General features: G+C 50.9%; 15 protein-coding genes. 11 read left to right on the top strand and 4 right to left on the bottom strand.

Features of this window, described 5'->3' with window-relative positions; genetic code table 11:
• The first annotated feature begins 170 nt into the window (after positions 1–170).
• The 6 genes from cydD (at position 171) to V3O24_RS00450 (ending at position 5,114) form a co-directional block, all read left to right on the top strand.
• Positions 171–2,015 carry a thiol reductant ABC exporter subunit CydD gene (gene cydD, locus V3O24_RS00425; protein ID WP_331305646.1) on the top strand — a complete coding sequence of 615 codons (1,845 nt, stop codon included), beginning with the start codon at positions 171–173 and terminating at the stop codon, positions 2,013–2,015.
• On the top strand, positions 2,012–3,691 hold the full coding sequence (gene cydC / locus V3O24_RS00430) for a thiol reductant ABC exporter subunit CydC (RefSeq protein ID WP_331305647.1): 1,680 nt from the start codon (positions 2,012–2,014) through the stop codon (positions 3,689–3,691). The genes cydD and cydC overlap by 4 nt, the downstream gene beginning before the upstream one ends.
• An 80-nt stretch (positions 3,692–3,771) precedes the next feature.
• Positions 3,772–4,020: a type II toxin-antitoxin system Phd/YefM family antitoxin gene (locus V3O24_RS00435; protein WP_331305648.1), complete on the top strand. Its 249-nt coding sequence runs from the start codon at positions 3,772–3,774 to the stop codon at positions 4,018–4,020.
• Positions 4,017–4,298 carry a type II toxin-antitoxin system YafQ family toxin gene (locus tag V3O24_RS00440; protein WP_331305649.1) on the top strand — a complete coding sequence of 94 codons (282 nt, stop codon included), beginning with the start codon at positions 4,017–4,019 and terminating at the stop codon, positions 4,296–4,298. Before V3O24_RS00435 ends, V3O24_RS00440 begins: the two co-directional genes overlap by 4 nt.
• Positions 4,299–4,436: 138 nt before the next feature.
• Positions 4,437–4,727 carry a hypothetical protein gene (locus tag V3O24_RS00445; protein ID WP_331305650.1) on the top strand — a complete coding sequence of 97 codons (291 nt, stop codon included), beginning with the start codon at positions 4,437–4,439 and terminating at the stop codon, positions 4,725–4,727.
• A 192-nt stretch (positions 4,728–4,919) separates the two neighbouring features.
• Positions 4,920–5,114, top strand: coding sequence for a hypothetical protein (locus V3O24_RS00450; protein WP_331305653.1), 195 nt, complete (start codon positions 4,920–4,922; stop codon positions 5,112–5,114).
• 51 nt (positions 5,115–5,165) lie between these two features.
• Here V3O24_RS00450 and V3O24_RS00455 read toward each other — a convergent pair whose 3' ends face one another.
• The 4 genes from V3O24_RS00455 to V3O24_RS00475 form a co-directional block, all read right to left on the bottom strand.
• Positions 5,166–5,600, bottom strand: a complete 435-nt coding sequence (locus V3O24_RS00455) for a phosphate-starvation-inducible PsiE family protein (RefSeq protein ID WP_104423933.1) — start codon at positions 5,598–5,600, stop codon at positions 5,166–5,168.
• Positions 5,601–5,702: 102 nt separating this feature from the next.
• Positions 5,703–6,269 (bottom strand): cytochrome bd-I oxidase subunit CydX, encoded by a 567-nt coding sequence (gene cydX / locus V3O24_RS00460; RefSeq protein ID WP_104424078.1) that lies wholly within the window; start codon positions 6,267–6,269, stop codon positions 5,703–5,705.
• Between the two features lie 9 nt (positions 6,270–6,278).
• The gene (cydB, locus tag V3O24_RS00470) at positions 6,279–7,415 is read right to left on the bottom strand and encodes a cytochrome d ubiquinol oxidase subunit II (protein ID WP_348529987.1); all 1,137 of its coding nucleotides are present in this window, start codon (positions 7,413–7,415) and stop codon (positions 6,279–6,281) included.
• Positions 7,415–8,977, bottom strand: coding sequence for a cytochrome ubiquinol oxidase subunit I (locus V3O24_RS00475; RefSeq protein ID WP_104423931.1), 1,563 nt, complete (start codon positions 8,975–8,977; stop codon positions 7,415–7,417). The genes cydB and V3O24_RS00475 overlap by 1 nt, the downstream gene beginning before the upstream one ends.
• Positions 8,978–9,330: 353 nt before the next feature.
• Between V3O24_RS00475 and V3O24_RS00480 the strand changes: the two genes are divergently transcribed.
• From V3O24_RS00480 to V3O24_RS00500, 5 genes are all read left to right on the top strand, one after another.
• Positions 9,331–10,611 (top strand): FAD/NAD(P)-binding oxidoreductase, encoded by a 1,281-nt coding sequence (locus V3O24_RS00480; RefSeq protein ID WP_104423930.1) that lies wholly within the window; start codon positions 9,331–9,333, stop codon positions 10,609–10,611.
• Between the two features lies 1 nt (position 10,612).
• Complete coding sequence (locus V3O24_RS00485; RefSeq protein WP_104429437.1) at positions 10,613–10,813, top strand: DUF2892 domain-containing protein; 201 nt, start codon at positions 10,613–10,615, stop codon at positions 10,811–10,813.
• Between the two features lie 250 nt (positions 10,814–11,063).
• Positions 11,064–12,455, top strand: a complete 1,392-nt coding sequence (locus V3O24_RS00490) for a TolC family protein (protein WP_331305658.1) — start codon at positions 11,064–11,066, stop codon at positions 12,453–12,455.
• Positions 12,456–12,465: 10 nt separating this feature from the next.
• Positions 12,466–13,548, top strand: coding sequence for an efflux RND transporter periplasmic adaptor subunit (locus V3O24_RS00495; protein ID WP_331305660.1), 1,083 nt, complete (start codon positions 12,466–12,468; stop codon positions 13,546–13,548).
• Positions 13,548–16,799 (top strand): efflux RND transporter permease subunit, encoded by a 3,252-nt coding sequence (locus V3O24_RS00500; protein ID WP_331305661.1) that lies wholly within the window; start codon positions 13,548–13,550, stop codon positions 16,797–16,799. The genes V3O24_RS00495 and V3O24_RS00500 overlap by 1 nt, the downstream gene beginning before the upstream one ends.
• Positions 16,800–17,014 lie beyond the last annotated feature (215 nt).

A 17,014-nucleotide genomic window follows, 5' to 3' on the forward strand; every position in this document is an offset into this window, starting at 1 on the left:
AATCACCATGAAGCGCATGAAGGACATGACGACTTAAATCCTTCATGTCCTTCATGCGCTTCATGGTTTAAAAATAAAAGTTATTTCATGCACGATCCTTAGTGGCAGTGACGCTAGATGCAAAGCCGCTGTGTTATGCTTGTCTTTCAACAAAACAAGTGGCAAAACCAGTGCAGCTGACAGAAACAGACAATCAAGCCTATTTCGATAAAAACAAAGCCAGGGAGAAAGCCTGTGCCGCTTGGTTAAAAGGGCAAGGCAAAGCCGTCCGCAAGCCTGTTTTATTGGCCGCTACTGCGGGCATTGCCAACGGTTTGGGCGTGATTGTCCAATCGGCAGCGCTGGCCTTTATACTGCAAGCCGTCATTATCGACAAGCTGCCGTGGGCGTCTTTAATGACGCCATTCATGGTGCTGGCCGCGGTTTTCGTCCTGCGTAGCGTGTGCGTGTATTTGCATCAAACCTGGGGGGTTGATGCCGGAGCGCAAGTCAGGGCGTCGGTAAGACAGCAGTTGTTCGACCAGTTTTCAGCGTTGGGGGCCGCCGCGATCAAGCAACGCCAAAGCGGCGAACTCGCGGCCATTACGTTGGAGCAAGTTGACGCGCTGGAAAATTATTTTTCGCGTTATTTGCCGCAGCAAATGATAGTCGGGGTATTGCCGCTGATCATGATTGGCGTGGTCATGCCGGTCAACTGGGTGGTCGGGTTGATCTTTTTAGTGACCGGGCCGCTGGTGCCGGTTTTCATGGCCTTAGTCGGCATGGGTGCCGCCTCCGCAAACCGCAGCCAGTTTTTGGCGATGGCGAGAATGAGCGGTTATTTTCTCGATCGTTTACAAGGATTGGAAACACTTAAGCTGTTCGGCCAAGCTACACAAGAGTTAGCCAACATCAACAAGATCGCCGACGGTTTTCGGGAAAAAACCATGGCGGTATTGCGAATCGCGTTTTTATCGTCGGCGATTCTGGAGTTTTTCAGTGCGGTTGCGGTTGCGCTGGTGGCGGTGTATGTCGGGCTGGGCTTGTTGGGACTGGTTCATTTCGGCCCGGCCGAGCATATCAGTTTAAGTGAAGCGCTGTTCGTGCTGCTGCTGGCCCCCGAGTTCTTTATGCCGCTCAGGCAATTGGCGATCAATTATCATGACCGGGCCGCGGCTTTGGGCGCGACTGATGCAATCTTGGTAATACTGGAGCAAGATGCCGATGCGGGTACGCTGGTTCCCAAGCTTCAGCTTGGGAACCCAGAGGGCGAGGCTCTCGACAACCGCTCCTGCGTTGCTCTACCTCCTGCATCCATGCAAGTCGCAGCTTCGCGAGACGGGAAGCTGGAGCTTCCCTCACCTAGTTCCCAAGCTGGAGTTTGGGAACTAGCGAATCTCATCGAATTTAACAATGTCAGTAAATCTTACGGCAAGCGGCAGGTCTTAACCGGCATCAATCTGCGCATTGCAGCCGGTGAAAAAATTGCGTTGGTCGGCGAATCGGGCGCCGGAAAAACGACGCTTTTAAATCTGTTATTGGGTTTTGAGGCGGCAACAGAAGGCCGGGTATTGCTTAACGGCTTACCCGTTAACCGTGAGTGTGCCGCAAAAGCCATTGCCTGGGTGGGGCAAAACGCCTATATCTTCCACGGCACGATCAAAGACAATATCGCGCTGACCGACCCGGATGCATCAGAACAACGCGTTATTGATGCTGCGCAGGCGGCCGGAGTGACCGAATTCAGCGCGCAATTGCCGGAAGGCTTGCTGACCCCGATTGGCGAGCGGGGCTATGGTTTGTCAGGCGGACAAGTGCAAAGAATCGCGCTGGCCAGGGCGTTTTTAAAGAATGCCGACATTATCCTGCTGGATGAACCGAGCGCCAATCTCGATGCCGCCAACAAAGCGCTGCTGTTGGATGTGATCGACCGATTGTTTGCCGATAAAACTCTGATCATCGCCAGCCATGACCCGGACGTGGTTCAGCGTATGGACAGGCGGATAGCATTGCAGCAAGGGCGGCTGGCGCTATGAAAGATTTATGGTTTTTCCTGAAATTATTCAAACCGCATAGCACCTGGTTATCAGGCGGTATTTTTCTGTCATTGCTGACCGCATTCGCCTCTGTCGCGTTACTGACACTGTCAGGCTGGTTTATCAGCGCTTCGGCGATAGCCGGATTGGTCGCTGTTGACGGCAATACGCTGGTCTTCAATTTTATGCTGCCCGCCGCGCAAATACGCGCTTTGGCGATCAGCCGCACGTTGGGCCGTTACGGCGAGCGGGTAGTGACCCACGAGGCGACTTTCCGGGTATTGGCGGGCATACGCAGCTGGTTTTTCCGGCAGCTTATTCCGCTGGTTCCGGGTCGTTTGTCGGCTATGCGCAGCGGCGATTTGCTGTCACGGATGACGGCGGATATTGACGCTTTGGACGCGCTTTATTTGCGATTGTTGGCCCCAGCCATTGTTGCGGCAATCGGCGTAACCGCCGTTACCGTCTTTTTGGCTTTTTATGCGCCGGTCATCAGTTTGGCTACCGGCTTGATGCTGGTGATTGCTTCGGTGTGGACGCCGTGGGTTTTTAACCGTCTGGGACGTGCAGGAGCGGAAGAAATCGTCGTATTGGCCGCAAACTTCAGGATTCGGCAGCTCGATATGATCCAAGGCTTGGCGGATTTGATCGCCAACCGGGCTTACGGGCGATTTAGCGATAAGCTCGGGCAGTTTTCCGATTTGATGATCGACATCCAGCGCCGGAACAACCGTTTGTCGGCGGTTTCATCGGCATTCACCTTATTGCTGTCGCAGGTGACATTATTGATGGCGCTGGTGCTTGCGGCGATTGCATTTCAAGACGGCCTGTTATCGGGAGCGGATTCCGCGTTGGTTGTCTTTTGCGTGATAGCGGCTTTCGAGCTGGTGACGCCGTTGCCGCAAGCCATGCAAATGCTGGCGAAAACCCAAAAAGCCGCGCGGCGTATCAGGCAGATTACAGAAATGCCGCCGACAATTATCCCACCAACTCAGGCAATAGCATTGCCGGACAGTTATGGTTTGCAGTTAAACGATGTGAGCTTTCGCTATTCGGATCAGCAGGACCGGGTGCTGAAAAACATCAACCTGACTATTCCGCAGGGCGGTAAAATCGCCATCGTCGGCCCTAGCGGCTCGGGCAAGACCACCTTGTTGCAGCTGATCATGCGTTACTACGATCCAGAGCAGGGCAGTGTGTTATTAGGCGGACAAAATATCAAGCAATTCGATTCCGATGAGTTGATGAGCTGTTTCGGCGTGTTGTCCCAGCGCAGCCAATTGTTTGCCGCGACTATTAAAGAAAACCTATTGATTTCCAAACCGGACGCCTCGGCAACAGAATTGAATGCTGCGATTAAAGCCGCCGGACTGGAAAACTTTATCGCTTATCTACCGGAAGGTCTTGATACCTGGGTAGGCGAAAGCGGCGTGAAAGTGTCGGGAGGGGAAGCGCGGCGTATCGCCTTGGCGCGGCTTTATCTTAAGAATGCGCCGGTATTGGTCTTGGATGAACCGACCGAAGGCTTGGACGCCGATACGGAACGGGATGTATTCACAGCGTTGGCGGATTTTGCCAGGGACAAGACAGTGATCATGGTGACTCACCGTGAGGCCGGCTTAGGCTTAGTCGATGTGGTCTATGGCATGGAGCAGGGCGTTTTGCGGGAGTTGTAACTTTTTACTTTTACAGGGGGTATTTGACAAACAATGCTCTCAAGAATATAGTCAATCGCACTATTTATCGGGTGATTAAAATGATTACAGCAAACGACTTAAAAACCAAAGGCATCGCCTGTTTAGAAGAGAGCCTTGCGAATCAGCCGGAAGCCGTTATAACCGTGCGCGGCAAAGAAAGCTTCGTGGTGATGAAAATCGAACATTACCATTATCTGCGCGAAATGGAACTGGAAGCAGCGCTATATGAGGCGCAACAGGATGTTGCAGCGGGCCGGTTCAGCAAAGACAGCGTGGATCAACATGTAGCCGAACTATTCGCCGAATGAGCTACACCTTAATCTTTACCGACAGCTATAAAAAACGCGCCAAGCGCTTTGCACGGCAACACCCCGAATTGAAAGAGCAATACCGCAAAACCTTGCTGTTGCTGGCCCAAAATTCTTACCATCCGTCACTGCGACTGCATCCTCTAAAAGGCAAGTTGGCGGCTTTGCACTCGGTATCGATCAATATCAGCTATCGGATAACTCTGGAAATGATCATCACCGAACAGGAAATTATTTTGGTTAATGTGGGTAGTCATGATGAGGTGTATCAAACATGAGCTGGTATGATTTGATAATACGAAGTATGGGGTTTATCTCCTCAAAAAACAAAAATGCACAAGGCAAGACCTGCCCCTTTATTTCCAGGCATCAAGATTTCTGGTTCAATTGAACTTGTAACTTGCAGAAAATAAAATATGACAACGCTTCATCAAACTATTAATTTTGAAATAATAGAAACAATTTTGGAGTTCAAGAAAACAGAAGATGTTCAATCAGATATTGATCATATTCCATTTGATCTTAATAATCTTACTATTTCAAATCATGCAATTATTGACGTCGAAGGAAATAATAAAGCAAAAGGATTACATGAATTATTAATCAATTATCCTGTTGAAGACATAAGAAAATCATATTTATATGGCAGGCATATTCTTACTCGTTACGAACCATCACAATCATACTTCGATTTATTAGTTCCGTAGATACGGGCATGCTGTTTATGCCCGACGCTCTCAAGCTTCAATAAGATGACGAATTTTGGGCTTAACCGCCGCCGTTCCATCTTCTGGCGTTAAAATGTCGGGCAACGAAAAGCTGTCGCCCGCCTACATTAACTGAATGCTGCCGTTAAGGCCGCAGGGTTGGAGAGCTTTATCGGTTAAGTGTCGGGAGGGGTGGCGCGGCGTATCGCCTTGGCGCGGCTTTATCTTAAAAATGCGCCGGTATTAATCCTGGATGAACCGACCGAAGGCTTGGATGGTGATACGGAGCGGGATGTATTTACAGCGTTGGCGGATTTTGCCAGGGATAAAACCGTGATCATGGTGACTCACCGAGAGGCCGGATTGGGTGGTCGATGTGGTTTATAGTATGGAACGGGGCGTTTTGTATGAATCGTACAAATAAATCGAAACAGGTTTCTACTTTTCGTCTTTAATTTCACTGTCTTCGGGGCAACCGTAATGTTTGGCAGTGTAAGACAATATCAAGATAGAACCGCTGAGTATGGCAATCGAGACGGTTATGCTAAGCAATAAATAAAGATGGAAAATATCCGCTACTTTTTGCACATCAATGACTAAATGGCGTGATAATGCAGTGATGGCGATATAAATCAGAAACTGTACCGGCAGCCGACGCGTTTTAAAATAAGTGCCGACCATCGCGCCTAATTCAAGATAAATGAATAACAGCAGTATCTCTTCCAAACGAGCGTGCCCCGCCCGCATCATGTCCAAATAATCATGAACAGCTGACCAGACTATTGTGGCGCCGATGCCGAATAATGCGAGATAGTGAAAACTGTCGACCAGTATGTCGCCGAATTTATGAATCAGAATGGTTTTATTACGCATGAATAATCGTCCAATGAGGTTACCTTAAAACGGACGGGTTGTTGTGAACCCGTCCGCGATGCGTGCTTCTGCCGCCGCATTGTTAAAAGGCTGGAATTTAATTTATGAGCCGCTTTTTGCCGTTGCAATTCTGATCAATTCATCCACTTCGTCCGTTGTTGCTGCCGATTCTTCAGAGGGTGCGGAATATTCCGCAACTCCTGTAGCTATTTCAACAGCCAGGCCGGGTGCTTTAATACATTTTGAAATCTCATTTTTAATTTGTGCCGCGATTTCCTCGGCTTTTTTCAATGGAGAACCCGGCATCGCGATAAGAAAATCCTGTTCATCCATTCTTGCCGCAATATCGACGCCCGCCCTGATGTCTCCTTGAAAACAGTCGGCCACGTTGCGTAAGATGGCGTCCATTTCAAAAGCGGGTAAATTATTTTTAGCTTTAAAATCCTTTAAGCTGATAAAGAGAATGGAAAAAGGAAAACCGTTGCGTTTGGAGTTCTCGACTTTTTCCTTTAACCGTCCCAGCATCATGTCCTTGGTCATTAACTGGGTTAACGGGTCTAAGGGGATATGTTCTCTATCCCATGTTTCTTGAGCTTCCAGCCGCAGCACGTTGATGATGCCCAACGAGCAGGCCAGCAATAATCCAAGTATCCAGGTGAAATACCACATAGCAATCTCCTAATAAGCCGTATGATCGTTTTGTTGAATGTGTTCCAGCGTGATTTTGCCGCGCAATACACGGAATACCCAAGTGGTGTAAGCAACAACGATGGGTAAGAAAATTACCGTCACTCCGAACATGATTTTTAAGGTGGTGAGGCTGGAACTGGCGTCCCACACGGTTAAGGAACTGTTCAAAGCAGAGCTTGACGGAATCAGGAACGGAAACATCGATACGCCCGCCGTTAAAATAACCGAAGCCAAGGTTAATGAGCTGCTTATAAACGCTAGACCCGTGCGGTCGGCTTTTGACAGCACGATGGTTGCCGCTCCGGCGATAAAAGCCAGTGCAGGAATAACCCACAACATAGGGCAATGAGCATAGTTATCCAGCCATAATCCCGGTTCTTTGGACACTATTTTGGCTAATGGGTTGGACGGTGCGTTAGGGATAATTTCACTGGTGATATGGTAACCGTCAATATTGGCGACCCAGAGGCCTGCCACAGCAAAAATGGCCAACGTTATGATTGCAGCAACAGTGACTACTGTTTTACTGCGCCGGTTAATGTCGCCCTCGGTTTTTAGCTGCAAATAGACCGCACCATGCATAACCAGCATCGATAAGCTAACCACCCCTGCCGCCAACGCAAAAGGGTTTAATAAGGCCCAGAACGAACCGGTATAAAAAATACGCATATCGTTATCGAAGTGGAACGGCACGCCTTGCAACAAGTTGCCGAACGCCACGCCGAAAATCAGCGCCGGCACCAATCCGCCGACAAACAACGCAATATCCCAGTTGCTGCGCCATTTTGGGCTGGGCAGTTTGCTGCGGTAATCAAAGCCTATCGGTCTTAAGAATAACGCGAACAAGGTCAGCAGCAAGGCGAAATAAAATCCCGAAAACGCCACGGAATAGGCGAGAGGCCAAGCCGCAAACAACGCGCCGCCGCCGGTTACCAGCCAAATCTGGTTGCCTTCCCAGGTCGCTCCGATGGAATTGATAATCACGCGGCGTTCGGTGTCGTTTTTGCCTAAAAAGGGCAACAGGACCGCCACGCCCAGGTCAAAGCCGTCGGTAATGGCAAAGCCGATCAGTAACGCGCCTAACAAAGCCCACCAGATCAGGCGCAGGGTTTCATAATCGAAAATCATAGTGATGCTCCAGTGGCGATTTCAAAATGGTAACGGCCTTTATGCAGGCTGCTGGGGCCTAACTTGATAAACTTGAGCATCAGGAACATTTCGATGATCAAAAATACCGTATATAAGCCGATGTAGCCTGCCAGGCTCAGGTATATGTCCAGTTCGGTTAGGGATGATGTGCTCAAGAAGGTCGGTAAGATTTCCGCAATAGTCCAGGGTTGACGACCGAATTCGGCTACGAACCAACCCATTTCAGAGGCAATCCAGGGTAAGGGCATAATATAAAGGCTGGAACGCAACAGCCAGTTCTGCCTGCATTTACGAATCGAGCTGGCTATGACCGCAAAAATAAATATCGCCAGCATGATGAAGCCGCAAGCCACCATGATTCGGAAGGTCCAAAATAGAGGCACGACTCGGGGTATCGAATATTGCACCGCTTGTTCTATTTGCTGATCGGTCGCATCGACCACGTTTTCGGTATAGCGCTTGAGCAACAGGCCGTAACCCAGGTCCTGCTTGTAGTGGTCGAACTCGGCACGGACAATCGGGTCTTTGCTACCCTGTCTTAATTGTTGCAGCAATGAGTAGGCCTTGATGCCGTCACGAATGCGCTGGCGGTTTTTTTCCAGTATTTCCGACAAACCGGTAATCGGCTCATCGATGGAACGGGTTCCGATCAAGCCCAATACCCAGGGAATCTTTATTGCGTAATGGGTTTCCATCGTTTCCTGGTCGGGTATGCCGATGACGGTAAATGCGGCGGGCGGTTCTACAGTGTGCCATTCGGCTTCAATAGCCGCCAGTTTGGCTTTTTGCACTTCGCCGTCGGTATAGCCGCTTTCATCGCCCAACACGATGACCGACAGGATCGCAGCCAGGCCAAAACCGGCGGCGATGGTATAAGAGCGTTGCGCAAAAGCCGCATCGCGGCCCTTGAGCATGTAATAAGCGCTGATGCCCAGAACGAAAACGGAAGCCGTGGTGTAGCCTGCGGCAACGGTATGGACGAATTTAACCTGAGCGGCCGGGTTAAATAACAGATCGGCAAAGCTGGAAATTTCCATGCGCATGGTTTCATAGTTAAACTCCGCGCCGACCGGGTTTTGCATCCAACCGTTGGCGACCAGAATCCACAAGGCGGATAAGTTGGTTCCCAATGCAACCAGCCAGGTCACCAGCAAATGTTGTCCTTTGCCTAGCTTGTCCCAGCCAAAGAAAAACAGGCCGACAAAGGTGGATTCCAGGAAAAACGCCATCAAGCCTTCGATCGCAAGCGGCGCGCCGAAAATATCGCCGACATAATGCGAGAAATACGACCAGTTCATGCCGAATTGAAATTCCATGGTCAAGCCGGTGGTGACGCCCAGCGCGAAATTGATGCCGAACAGTTTCCCCCAGAACTGGGTCATATCCTTGTAAATTTCCTTGCCGGTCATCACATAGGTCGATTCCATAATCGCCAGTAGAAACGACAAGCCTAATGTCAACGGAACAAACAGAAAATGGTATAGAGAAGTTGCTGCAAACTGCCAGCGGGATAAATCAACCACGGCTTCTGAAATCATAAATTTCCCCTATGGGTTGCAGTTCTGTAGATCAGAACTTGAGATGAATGGCGTTGAAAACAAAGTAAACCAATGCAACTTGGATTAGAACAAATTACACTTGGAGAAACAATACAAACTTTAAGTTTGTTTTTACCCTAACAATTAATCTTGTGTGCTAAGATTGGGTTGTGTTATTGTCTATTAATGTTTCCTAATATACAAAGTTATTTTTTAAGTTTTTCGGTACTTTTGCCTGATCGGTTACGGTTTATTTTTGCTGCTCAGTTTGTACCGGTTAAAGGTTGCAGAGCACTCCAAGGCAATTGCAAAACACAAGGCATGCAGTAATAACATCGAATGAGGAGAGTATCATGGCGCGTATTGTAATTTTAGGTGCAGGCATTGGCGGCGTACCAATGGCCTACGAAATGAAGGAAACGGTAGGAAAAAATCATGATGTGATCGTGATTTCCGATACGCCGACCTTCCATTTTGTTCCGTCAAATCCCTGGGTTCCGCCCAAATGGCGTAAACCGGAGGACTTAAAGATTGAGTTGGCTCCGGTGATGAAAAAGAAAGGCATAGAATTCATCCAAAAAGCGGCGTCGAAAGTCGATCCGGTGAATAATCAGGTGCAGCTGGAAGATGGCTCAGCTGTTCCTTACGATTTCCTGGTCATTGCGACAGGGCCGCGTCTGGCCTTCGACGAAGTTCCCGGTTTAGGCCCGGACGGTTATACCTCATCGGTTTGTCATGTCGATCATGCGGCGGTTGCGGTCGGAGACTGGGAAAAGTTCATGGAAAATCCAGGCCCGATTGTGATCGGCGCGGTTCAGGGCGCATCCTGCTACGGCCCCGCGTATGAATATTTAATGATTCTCGAAGCGGAGTTACGCAAAAAGAATATTCGCGACCAAGTGCCGATGACTTTTGTTACCGCAGAACCTTATATAGGCCATTTGGGCCTGGGCGGTGTCGGGGATACCAAAGGTATGCTGGAAAGCGCCTTGCGTGACAAGACCATCAAATGGATAACCAACGCCAAGGTCGACAAAATCGAGCCCGGCATGATGTTTGTTACTGAAGTCGATGATGACGGAAAAGACAAGAAAAAACATGAGCTGCCGTTTAAACATTCAATGATGTTGCCGGCTTTTACCGGCGTTGACGCAGTGCGCAATGTCGGCGTTGAAGGCTTGGTCAATCCGCGTGGTTTTGTTTTAGTCGATGAGCACCAGCGCAATCGTACCTTTAAAAATATCTATTCCGTCGGCGTTTGCATTGCGATACCGCCTATTGAACCGACGCCGGTACCGGTTGGCGCGCCCAAAACAGGCTATATGATCGAATCGATGGTGACCGCCACCGCGCATAATATTGCTGATGAATTGGCCGGCAAAGAGCCGACGCACAAAGCAACGCTGAACGCTTTATGTCTGGCCGATTTTGGCGATTCCGGGGTGGCGTTTCTAGCCAAGCCGCAAATCCCACCGCGTAACGTCACCTGGTCGGCCGAAGGTAAATGGGTGCATCTGGCTAAAATCATTTTCGAGAAATATTTCATGCGTAAGATACGCAAAGGCATCAGTGAGCCTTTTTATGAAAGAGCAATGCTCAAATTAATAGGCGTAGTCCGGTTAAAAGGAAAGTAAGATGACTATTGATCGCGTGGTTTTCGCCGTTGCCGGCAGCTTTATTTTGATCAGTTTGCTGCTGGCGCATTATCATTCGGAATTATGGTTATGGTTCACCGCTTTTGTCGGCGCTAACCTGTTGCAATCGGCATTTACGGGATTTTGCCCGATGGCAATCATACTTAAAAAATTGGGTGTTAAGCCGGGCAGTGCATTCTGATTGCGGGTAGTTTATTTTTCACCACGAAGGCACGAAGAAAAACAGGTTACCAATTTATAGAGGGACATCAGGTTAGGCCCCACTTTTGTCCATCCTTAAATGGGAAGCGAAAAACATAATCCTTCGTGCTCTCGGCAATTGCTCCATGCATTGCTCTACCTCCTGCATCCATGCAAGTCGTTCGTGCTCTTCGTGGTGAATAAAAAACCTTAATGGGTATTGTTAAACCTGGCACAGGTACGTGAAGATTATGCTTAAAGACATTAAAAACAAACTGGCATTAACTCTATTACCGATAATCATGCTATCGAACGGTTCAGCCCTGGCGGAGCCGTCGTCTCAAAAAACTGCCGATAAAGTAGCGCCGGAAAAATCAGTCGCCCAATCCTTTACGCTGGATCAGGCCATTGATTACGCATTATCCAACAACCCTGACCTGCAAATCGCCACGGAACGCATCGGCCAGGCTGAAGCACAATTAGGCGTAGCCCTGTCGGCGTTTTATCCGCAAGTTATCGCCAAAGTCGGCTATGAGCATTCCAATAATCCCGCACAAGTCTTTTCGATGATTGTGGCGCAAAGACAATACAGCGCCGATCAAAACATCAACAATCCCGGATACCGGCAAAATTTCCGCCCAGAAATCATAGGAAAACTGTCGCTGTTTCGCGGCGGGCAGGATTATCAGAACAGTAAAGCGGCGGAGCTGGGCATAGACGCTGCTGAATTTGAGCGCTCAACCGTGCGCAATGCGTTGATTGAAGCCGTAAGCGCTTCATATTACGCCTACTTGGCCGCGCAGGAAGCGCATAAAGTCGCCCAAGATTCCATTTTGGCAATCGCCAGTGAGCTAAAGCAGACAAAATTGAGGTACGAGGCGGGAACCGTACTTAAATCCGATGTTTTATCGCTGGAAGTGCAGCTGGCTGAGGCGCAGAGCGCCGAGATCAGGGCAGCCAACGGCATCGAGCTGTCCAAAACCGGCATCGCCACCTTGCTCGGTCTGCCAACGGATCAAGCGTTTACGGTTGCGTCCGCATCTTCAAAATTACCGGAACCGAAACTGACAACATCGTTTAACGACCTGCTTGGACTCGCAATGACCCAACGCCCGGAAGTTAAAGCGGCCGCCAATCAGGTAGAAATAGCTCAGGCCAAGTTAAAAAGCGAGCAGGGCGCTTATTTGCCTAAAGCCGATGCTTATGTGAGTTACGGCCAGGATAGCCAAAATCCCGGTTTTTCCAGCGACAAAGACAATGTCACCGCCGGAGTCAGCGTTGAAATGGCTTTGTTTTCCGGGTTGGAAACCAAAAACCGCGTCAGCGCTGCGGAACGTAAAGCCGCAGAAGCCCGTGAAACCGAGCGAAAAACCAAGCTGGCTGTTGAACAGGAAGTGAAGATCGCTCATTTAAAACTTGAAGAAGCCTTGGCGCGTTTGCGCGTCACCGAAGCATCCGTGCTGGCTGCTAACGAAGCCTTAAGGCTCGTTAATGAGGAAAGGCGGGCGGAAACAGTCACCGTCACCCGCTATATCGAAGCTGAAGTTGCCAGGAATAAAGCTCACGCCAATACGATTGCAGCGCATTACGATGCTTTGAGTGCTGAGGCTGCATTGAAAAAAGCTGTCGGCGACTGGAAATAAAGGAAATCTCATGTCACACATCGAATTCAAAAATACCAATAAAATCGTCACTATTTCCGCTGCCGTTTTTGCTTTGATCCTATTGTTGCTTTATATGCAAGGCAGTTTTGTCGGTAAAGTGTCGCCCGGATCAAGTCCGTTGCCCGGCGATTCAAACGCCCAAATAAGCACGGCTGTAGTCGAAAAGAAGCAGGTTGACGATATTCTTGCCTGGCCCGGCACGGTAAAGTCGAGAACCGTTGCCAATATCGCCCCTAAAATGACGGCCCGGATTATCGAGATCAAGGTCAATGCGGGCGACAAAGTTAAAAAAGGCGATGTTATAGCCCGCCTGGATGAGCGTGACATCAAGGCTCAGGAAAATGCCGCGCTTGCCGCGCTTGCCGGAGCCAACGCCCAGGCCAACCGCGCCCAAGCAGACGAACAACGCACCCGCAGCCTGTACAGCAAAGAGGCGGCAACCCGAGAAAACTTTGATGCGGTCGTCGCCAGGGCAAAAGAGGCGCAAGCCGGTGCAAATCAGGCATCAAGTGCTGTAACGGAAATCAGGAGCCATCTGGCCGATACGCTGTTAGTCGCTCCTTTTGACGGCGTTATCGTTAAGCGCCTTAAAGAACCCGGCGATATGGGACTGCCCGGCGTACCCGTAGTCACTTTGCAAATACCGCAGGAATTAAGGCTTGAGGCCGGCGTGCCGAGCACTTGCGCCGGGCGTTACAATCTCGGTATGAACGTCAACGTGCGTATCGATGCCTTAGACCTAACAACCGGCGCGCAAATTGACGAGATCAGTCCCGAAGTCGATCCGCAAACCCGCACGCAGCTGATTAAAGTCGCGCTGCCTGCGATCGAAGGCCTGCAACCGGGGTATTTCGGCTGGCTGGAACAAGCCTGCGGTCAACATGAAGCCTTATTGATCCCTGCCAACGCCGTGCAACACATCGGCCAGCTGGAAGTCGTCAAAGTCTTATCGGAAGGCCGACAACAGATGCGCCACATCAGAACCGGCAAAGCCTTTGGTGAGCAGATTGAAGTCATTTCCGGCCTGCACGCCGGTGAAACCGTCTTAACTGATCCGCAGCAGGCGCAATAATGGACGAGCTGCAAAACCAAAATCCCAAGCGTGGATTGACGACTAAGATTGTCGAAATCTTTACCACCTCCCAGCTGTCGATACTGTTCCTGATTATTTCGCTGTTGGCCGGAGCGGCGGCGCTAATCCTGACGCCACGCGAAGAAGACCCGCAGATTGTCGTGCCGGTTATGGATGTGCTGGTCGAATATCCGGGCGCGTCCAGCGAGGAAGTTGAAAAGCTGGTGTCCACGCCGCTGGAGGTTCTGCTCAAACAGCTTGAAGGCGTGGAATATGTCTATTCCATTTCCAGGCCCGGTGCGGCGGTCGTTACCGTGCGTTATTTCGTCGGCCAATCTTTTGAAGACAGCTTGGTCAAGACCTGGGACAGGCTGATGTCCAACCAGAACCTGATCCCTCCGGGCGTAACGCACTGGAAAGTGTCGCCGGTCGAAATCGATAACGTGCCTATCGTGTTGCTGACGCTTTCCGCGCAGAACAATAATTACGATTCGATGGCCTTGCGGCGTATCGCCGACGAGCTGATTACTTCCCTTAGGAGCGTCGGCGATGTCGGTAAAAGTTGGGTTGTCGGCGGCGAACAGCGGCGGGTATCGATTTACGCCAATCCCGCCGCACTGGCCGCGCATGATGTGACATTGCTTGAAATAACCCAGGCGCTGGCCGATGCCAACGTGAATCTGCAAGTCGGCAGCATCGAACGCGGCAACCGTGAAATCCTGCTCGAAGCCGGGCCGCATTTTGAATCATCCGAAGAAGTGGGCGCGACCGTCATCAAGAGCGTTGCGGGGCGGCCTGTTTACCTGCGTGATGTGGCGCGCATTGAAGACGGCCCGGCCGATGTCGATCATTACACCCGCATCGGCTTTGGCCCTGCCGTCGATGCTTTGCCCACGATTGGCAAAGCCGCCGGTAACAAGCCGCAAGCCGGGCAAGAACGGCAGATGGTCACCATTGCCGTCGCCAAACGTAAAGGCAGCAATGCCGTCGACGTTGCCGAGGCTGTTATCGCCACGGCGGAAAAGCTGCACGGCACGCTGATCCCCGAAGATGTCTTGATGAGCATCAGCCGCGATTACGGCGAAACCGCCAACCATAAAGTCAACGAACTGGTTAAGCATTTGAGTTTCGCGATCGTGATTATCGTGGTGCTGCTGGCTTTTTCGCTGGGGCTCAAAGAGTCGTTTATCGTTTCGATAGCCGTGCCGATGACCTTGGCGCTGACCTTGTTGCTGGACTATCTTTCCGGTTACACGATCAACCGCGTCACCCTGTTTGCGCTGATCCTGTCGTTGGGCCTGCTGGTCGACGATCCGATAGTCGATGTCGAAAACATCCACCGGCACTATAAGTTGCGCAAGGAATCGCCGCTGCAAGCGTTGTTGACGGCGGTCGACGAAGTCAGGCCGCCGACCATTCTGGCGACTTTCACGGTGATCGTGTCGTTCCTGCCGATGTTTTTCATCACCGGCATGATGGGGCCGTACATGGCGCCGATGGCTTTCAACGTGCCGATAGCGATGATCGTTTCGTTGATCGTCGCCTTTACCGTGACGCCGTGGGCGAGCTTCAAGCTGCTGCAAAGCGAATATCACAGTCACAGCGACGAAGCGCCGTTGGAGCTTAAACAGACTTTCATCTACCGGACTTATCGCGCCGCACTCGGGCCTTTGCTTGAAACCTCGGGGCGTGCCAAATTATTTTTGCTGATTGTGCTGGTGGCTTTTGTGGCTTCGACCCTGCTGGCGGTTACCCGAGCCGTTCCGCTCAAGTTATTGCCGTTCGACAATAAAAACGAGCTGCAAATCATGATCGACATGCCGCGCGGCTCGACGCTGGAGCAGACCGATGAAGTCGCGCGCGCCCTGGGCAGTTATCTTGCGACCGTCAACGAAGTCACCGATTATCAAACCTACACCGGTCTTGCCGCGCCGATGGACTTTAACGGCATGGTTCGCCACTATTATTTGCGTAGCGGCGGTTACGTCGGCGAGGTCAGGATCAATTTGTTGGCTAAAGACCGGCGCGAACAGCAGTCGCACGAAATCGCGTTGCGCATACGGCCCGAAATAGAGCGGATCGGTAAACAATACGGCGCAAACCTCAAGATTACAGAAATTCCACCGGGGCCGCCGGTGCTTTCCGATCTGGTCGCCGAAGTCTACGGCCCGCCTGAAGCCAGTATTGACAGCTTGGTCGCGGTCTCCAAACGGGTCAGGGCCGATATGGAAAAAACCGAAGGCGTGGTCGATGTCGATGATTTTTCCGAAGCGCAGCACGACAAGGTGCATTTTCACCTGGACCGTGAAAAAGCCGCGCTATCCGGCATCAGCGTCGAGCAAGTTGCCCAAACCTTGCGCATCGCCGCCGCAGGCCGGAACGTCGGCATCGTTCATTTGGACAGCGAACGCCAACCGCTGGAAATCACCCTGCAACTGCCCCGCGCACTACGCTCGTCTGTCGCCGATTTACTGGCGTTGCGCGTTAAAACCGGACAGGGCGCTTTGATACCGTTAAGCGAAATAGGCAGCGCCAGTATCGAACACGAAGACCCGGTTATTTTCCACAAGAACCTGCAACGGGTGAATTACGTGATTGCCGGAATGGCCGGACGCAGCCCCGTGGAAGCGGTTTTCGATTTGAATGACGTGCTCGACGAACGCCCGTTGCCGGAAGGCTATACCGCCGAATTGGCGGGCGAGGGCGAATGGAAAATCACCGTCGATGTGTTTCGCGATCTTGGCTTGGCCTTCGCCGCCGCGTTGGTGATGATCTATGTGCTGCTGGTCGGGCAAACCGGATCGCTGAGCGTACCGCTGGTGATGATGATCGCCATTCCGCTGACCGTGATCGGCATCATGCCCGGTTTCTGGCTGCTTAACCTATTTGCTGCACCTGTTGCCGGTTACCCGAACCCGATTTATTTTACCGCCACCGCGATGATCGGTATGATTGCGTTGGCGGGGATCGTGGTGCGCAATTCGATTATCCTGATCGATTTTATCGAACGTATTCGCGCCCGTGCCGATGTGACGCTGGCGGAAGCCCTGATTGAAGCCGGTGCGATACGCTTGCGTCCGATATTTTTGACCGCCGGAGCGGCCATGTTCGGTGCGTTTGTGATTATCTTCGATCCGATCTTTTCCGGGCTGGCATGGAGTTTTATCTTCGGTATTTTTGCGTCGACTTTGTTTTCGTTGCTGGTGATTCCGGCGGTTTATTTTTTGATTAACAAAGAAACAAGTGTGTAGTTTGTATAATCGCGCACAGACGACTCGGATTTGAGTGGTGGAAAGGCGAAAGACGAAGGGCGAAGGGCGAAGGGCGAAAGACGAAAGACGAAGGGCAAAAAAAGCTTGCATTTAAGTTTAAGGGGTATTTCAATTTTTAGCCTTTAGCCTTTAGCCTTTAGCCTTTAGCCTTTAGCCTTTAGCCTTTAGCCTTTAGCCTTTAGCCTTTAGCCTTT

Source organism: Methylobacter sp. Wu8 (assembly GCF_036440755.1).
GTDB lineage: Bacteria > Pseudomonadota > Gammaproteobacteria > Methylococcales > Methylomonadaceae > Methylobacter_A > Methylobacter_A tundripaludum_A.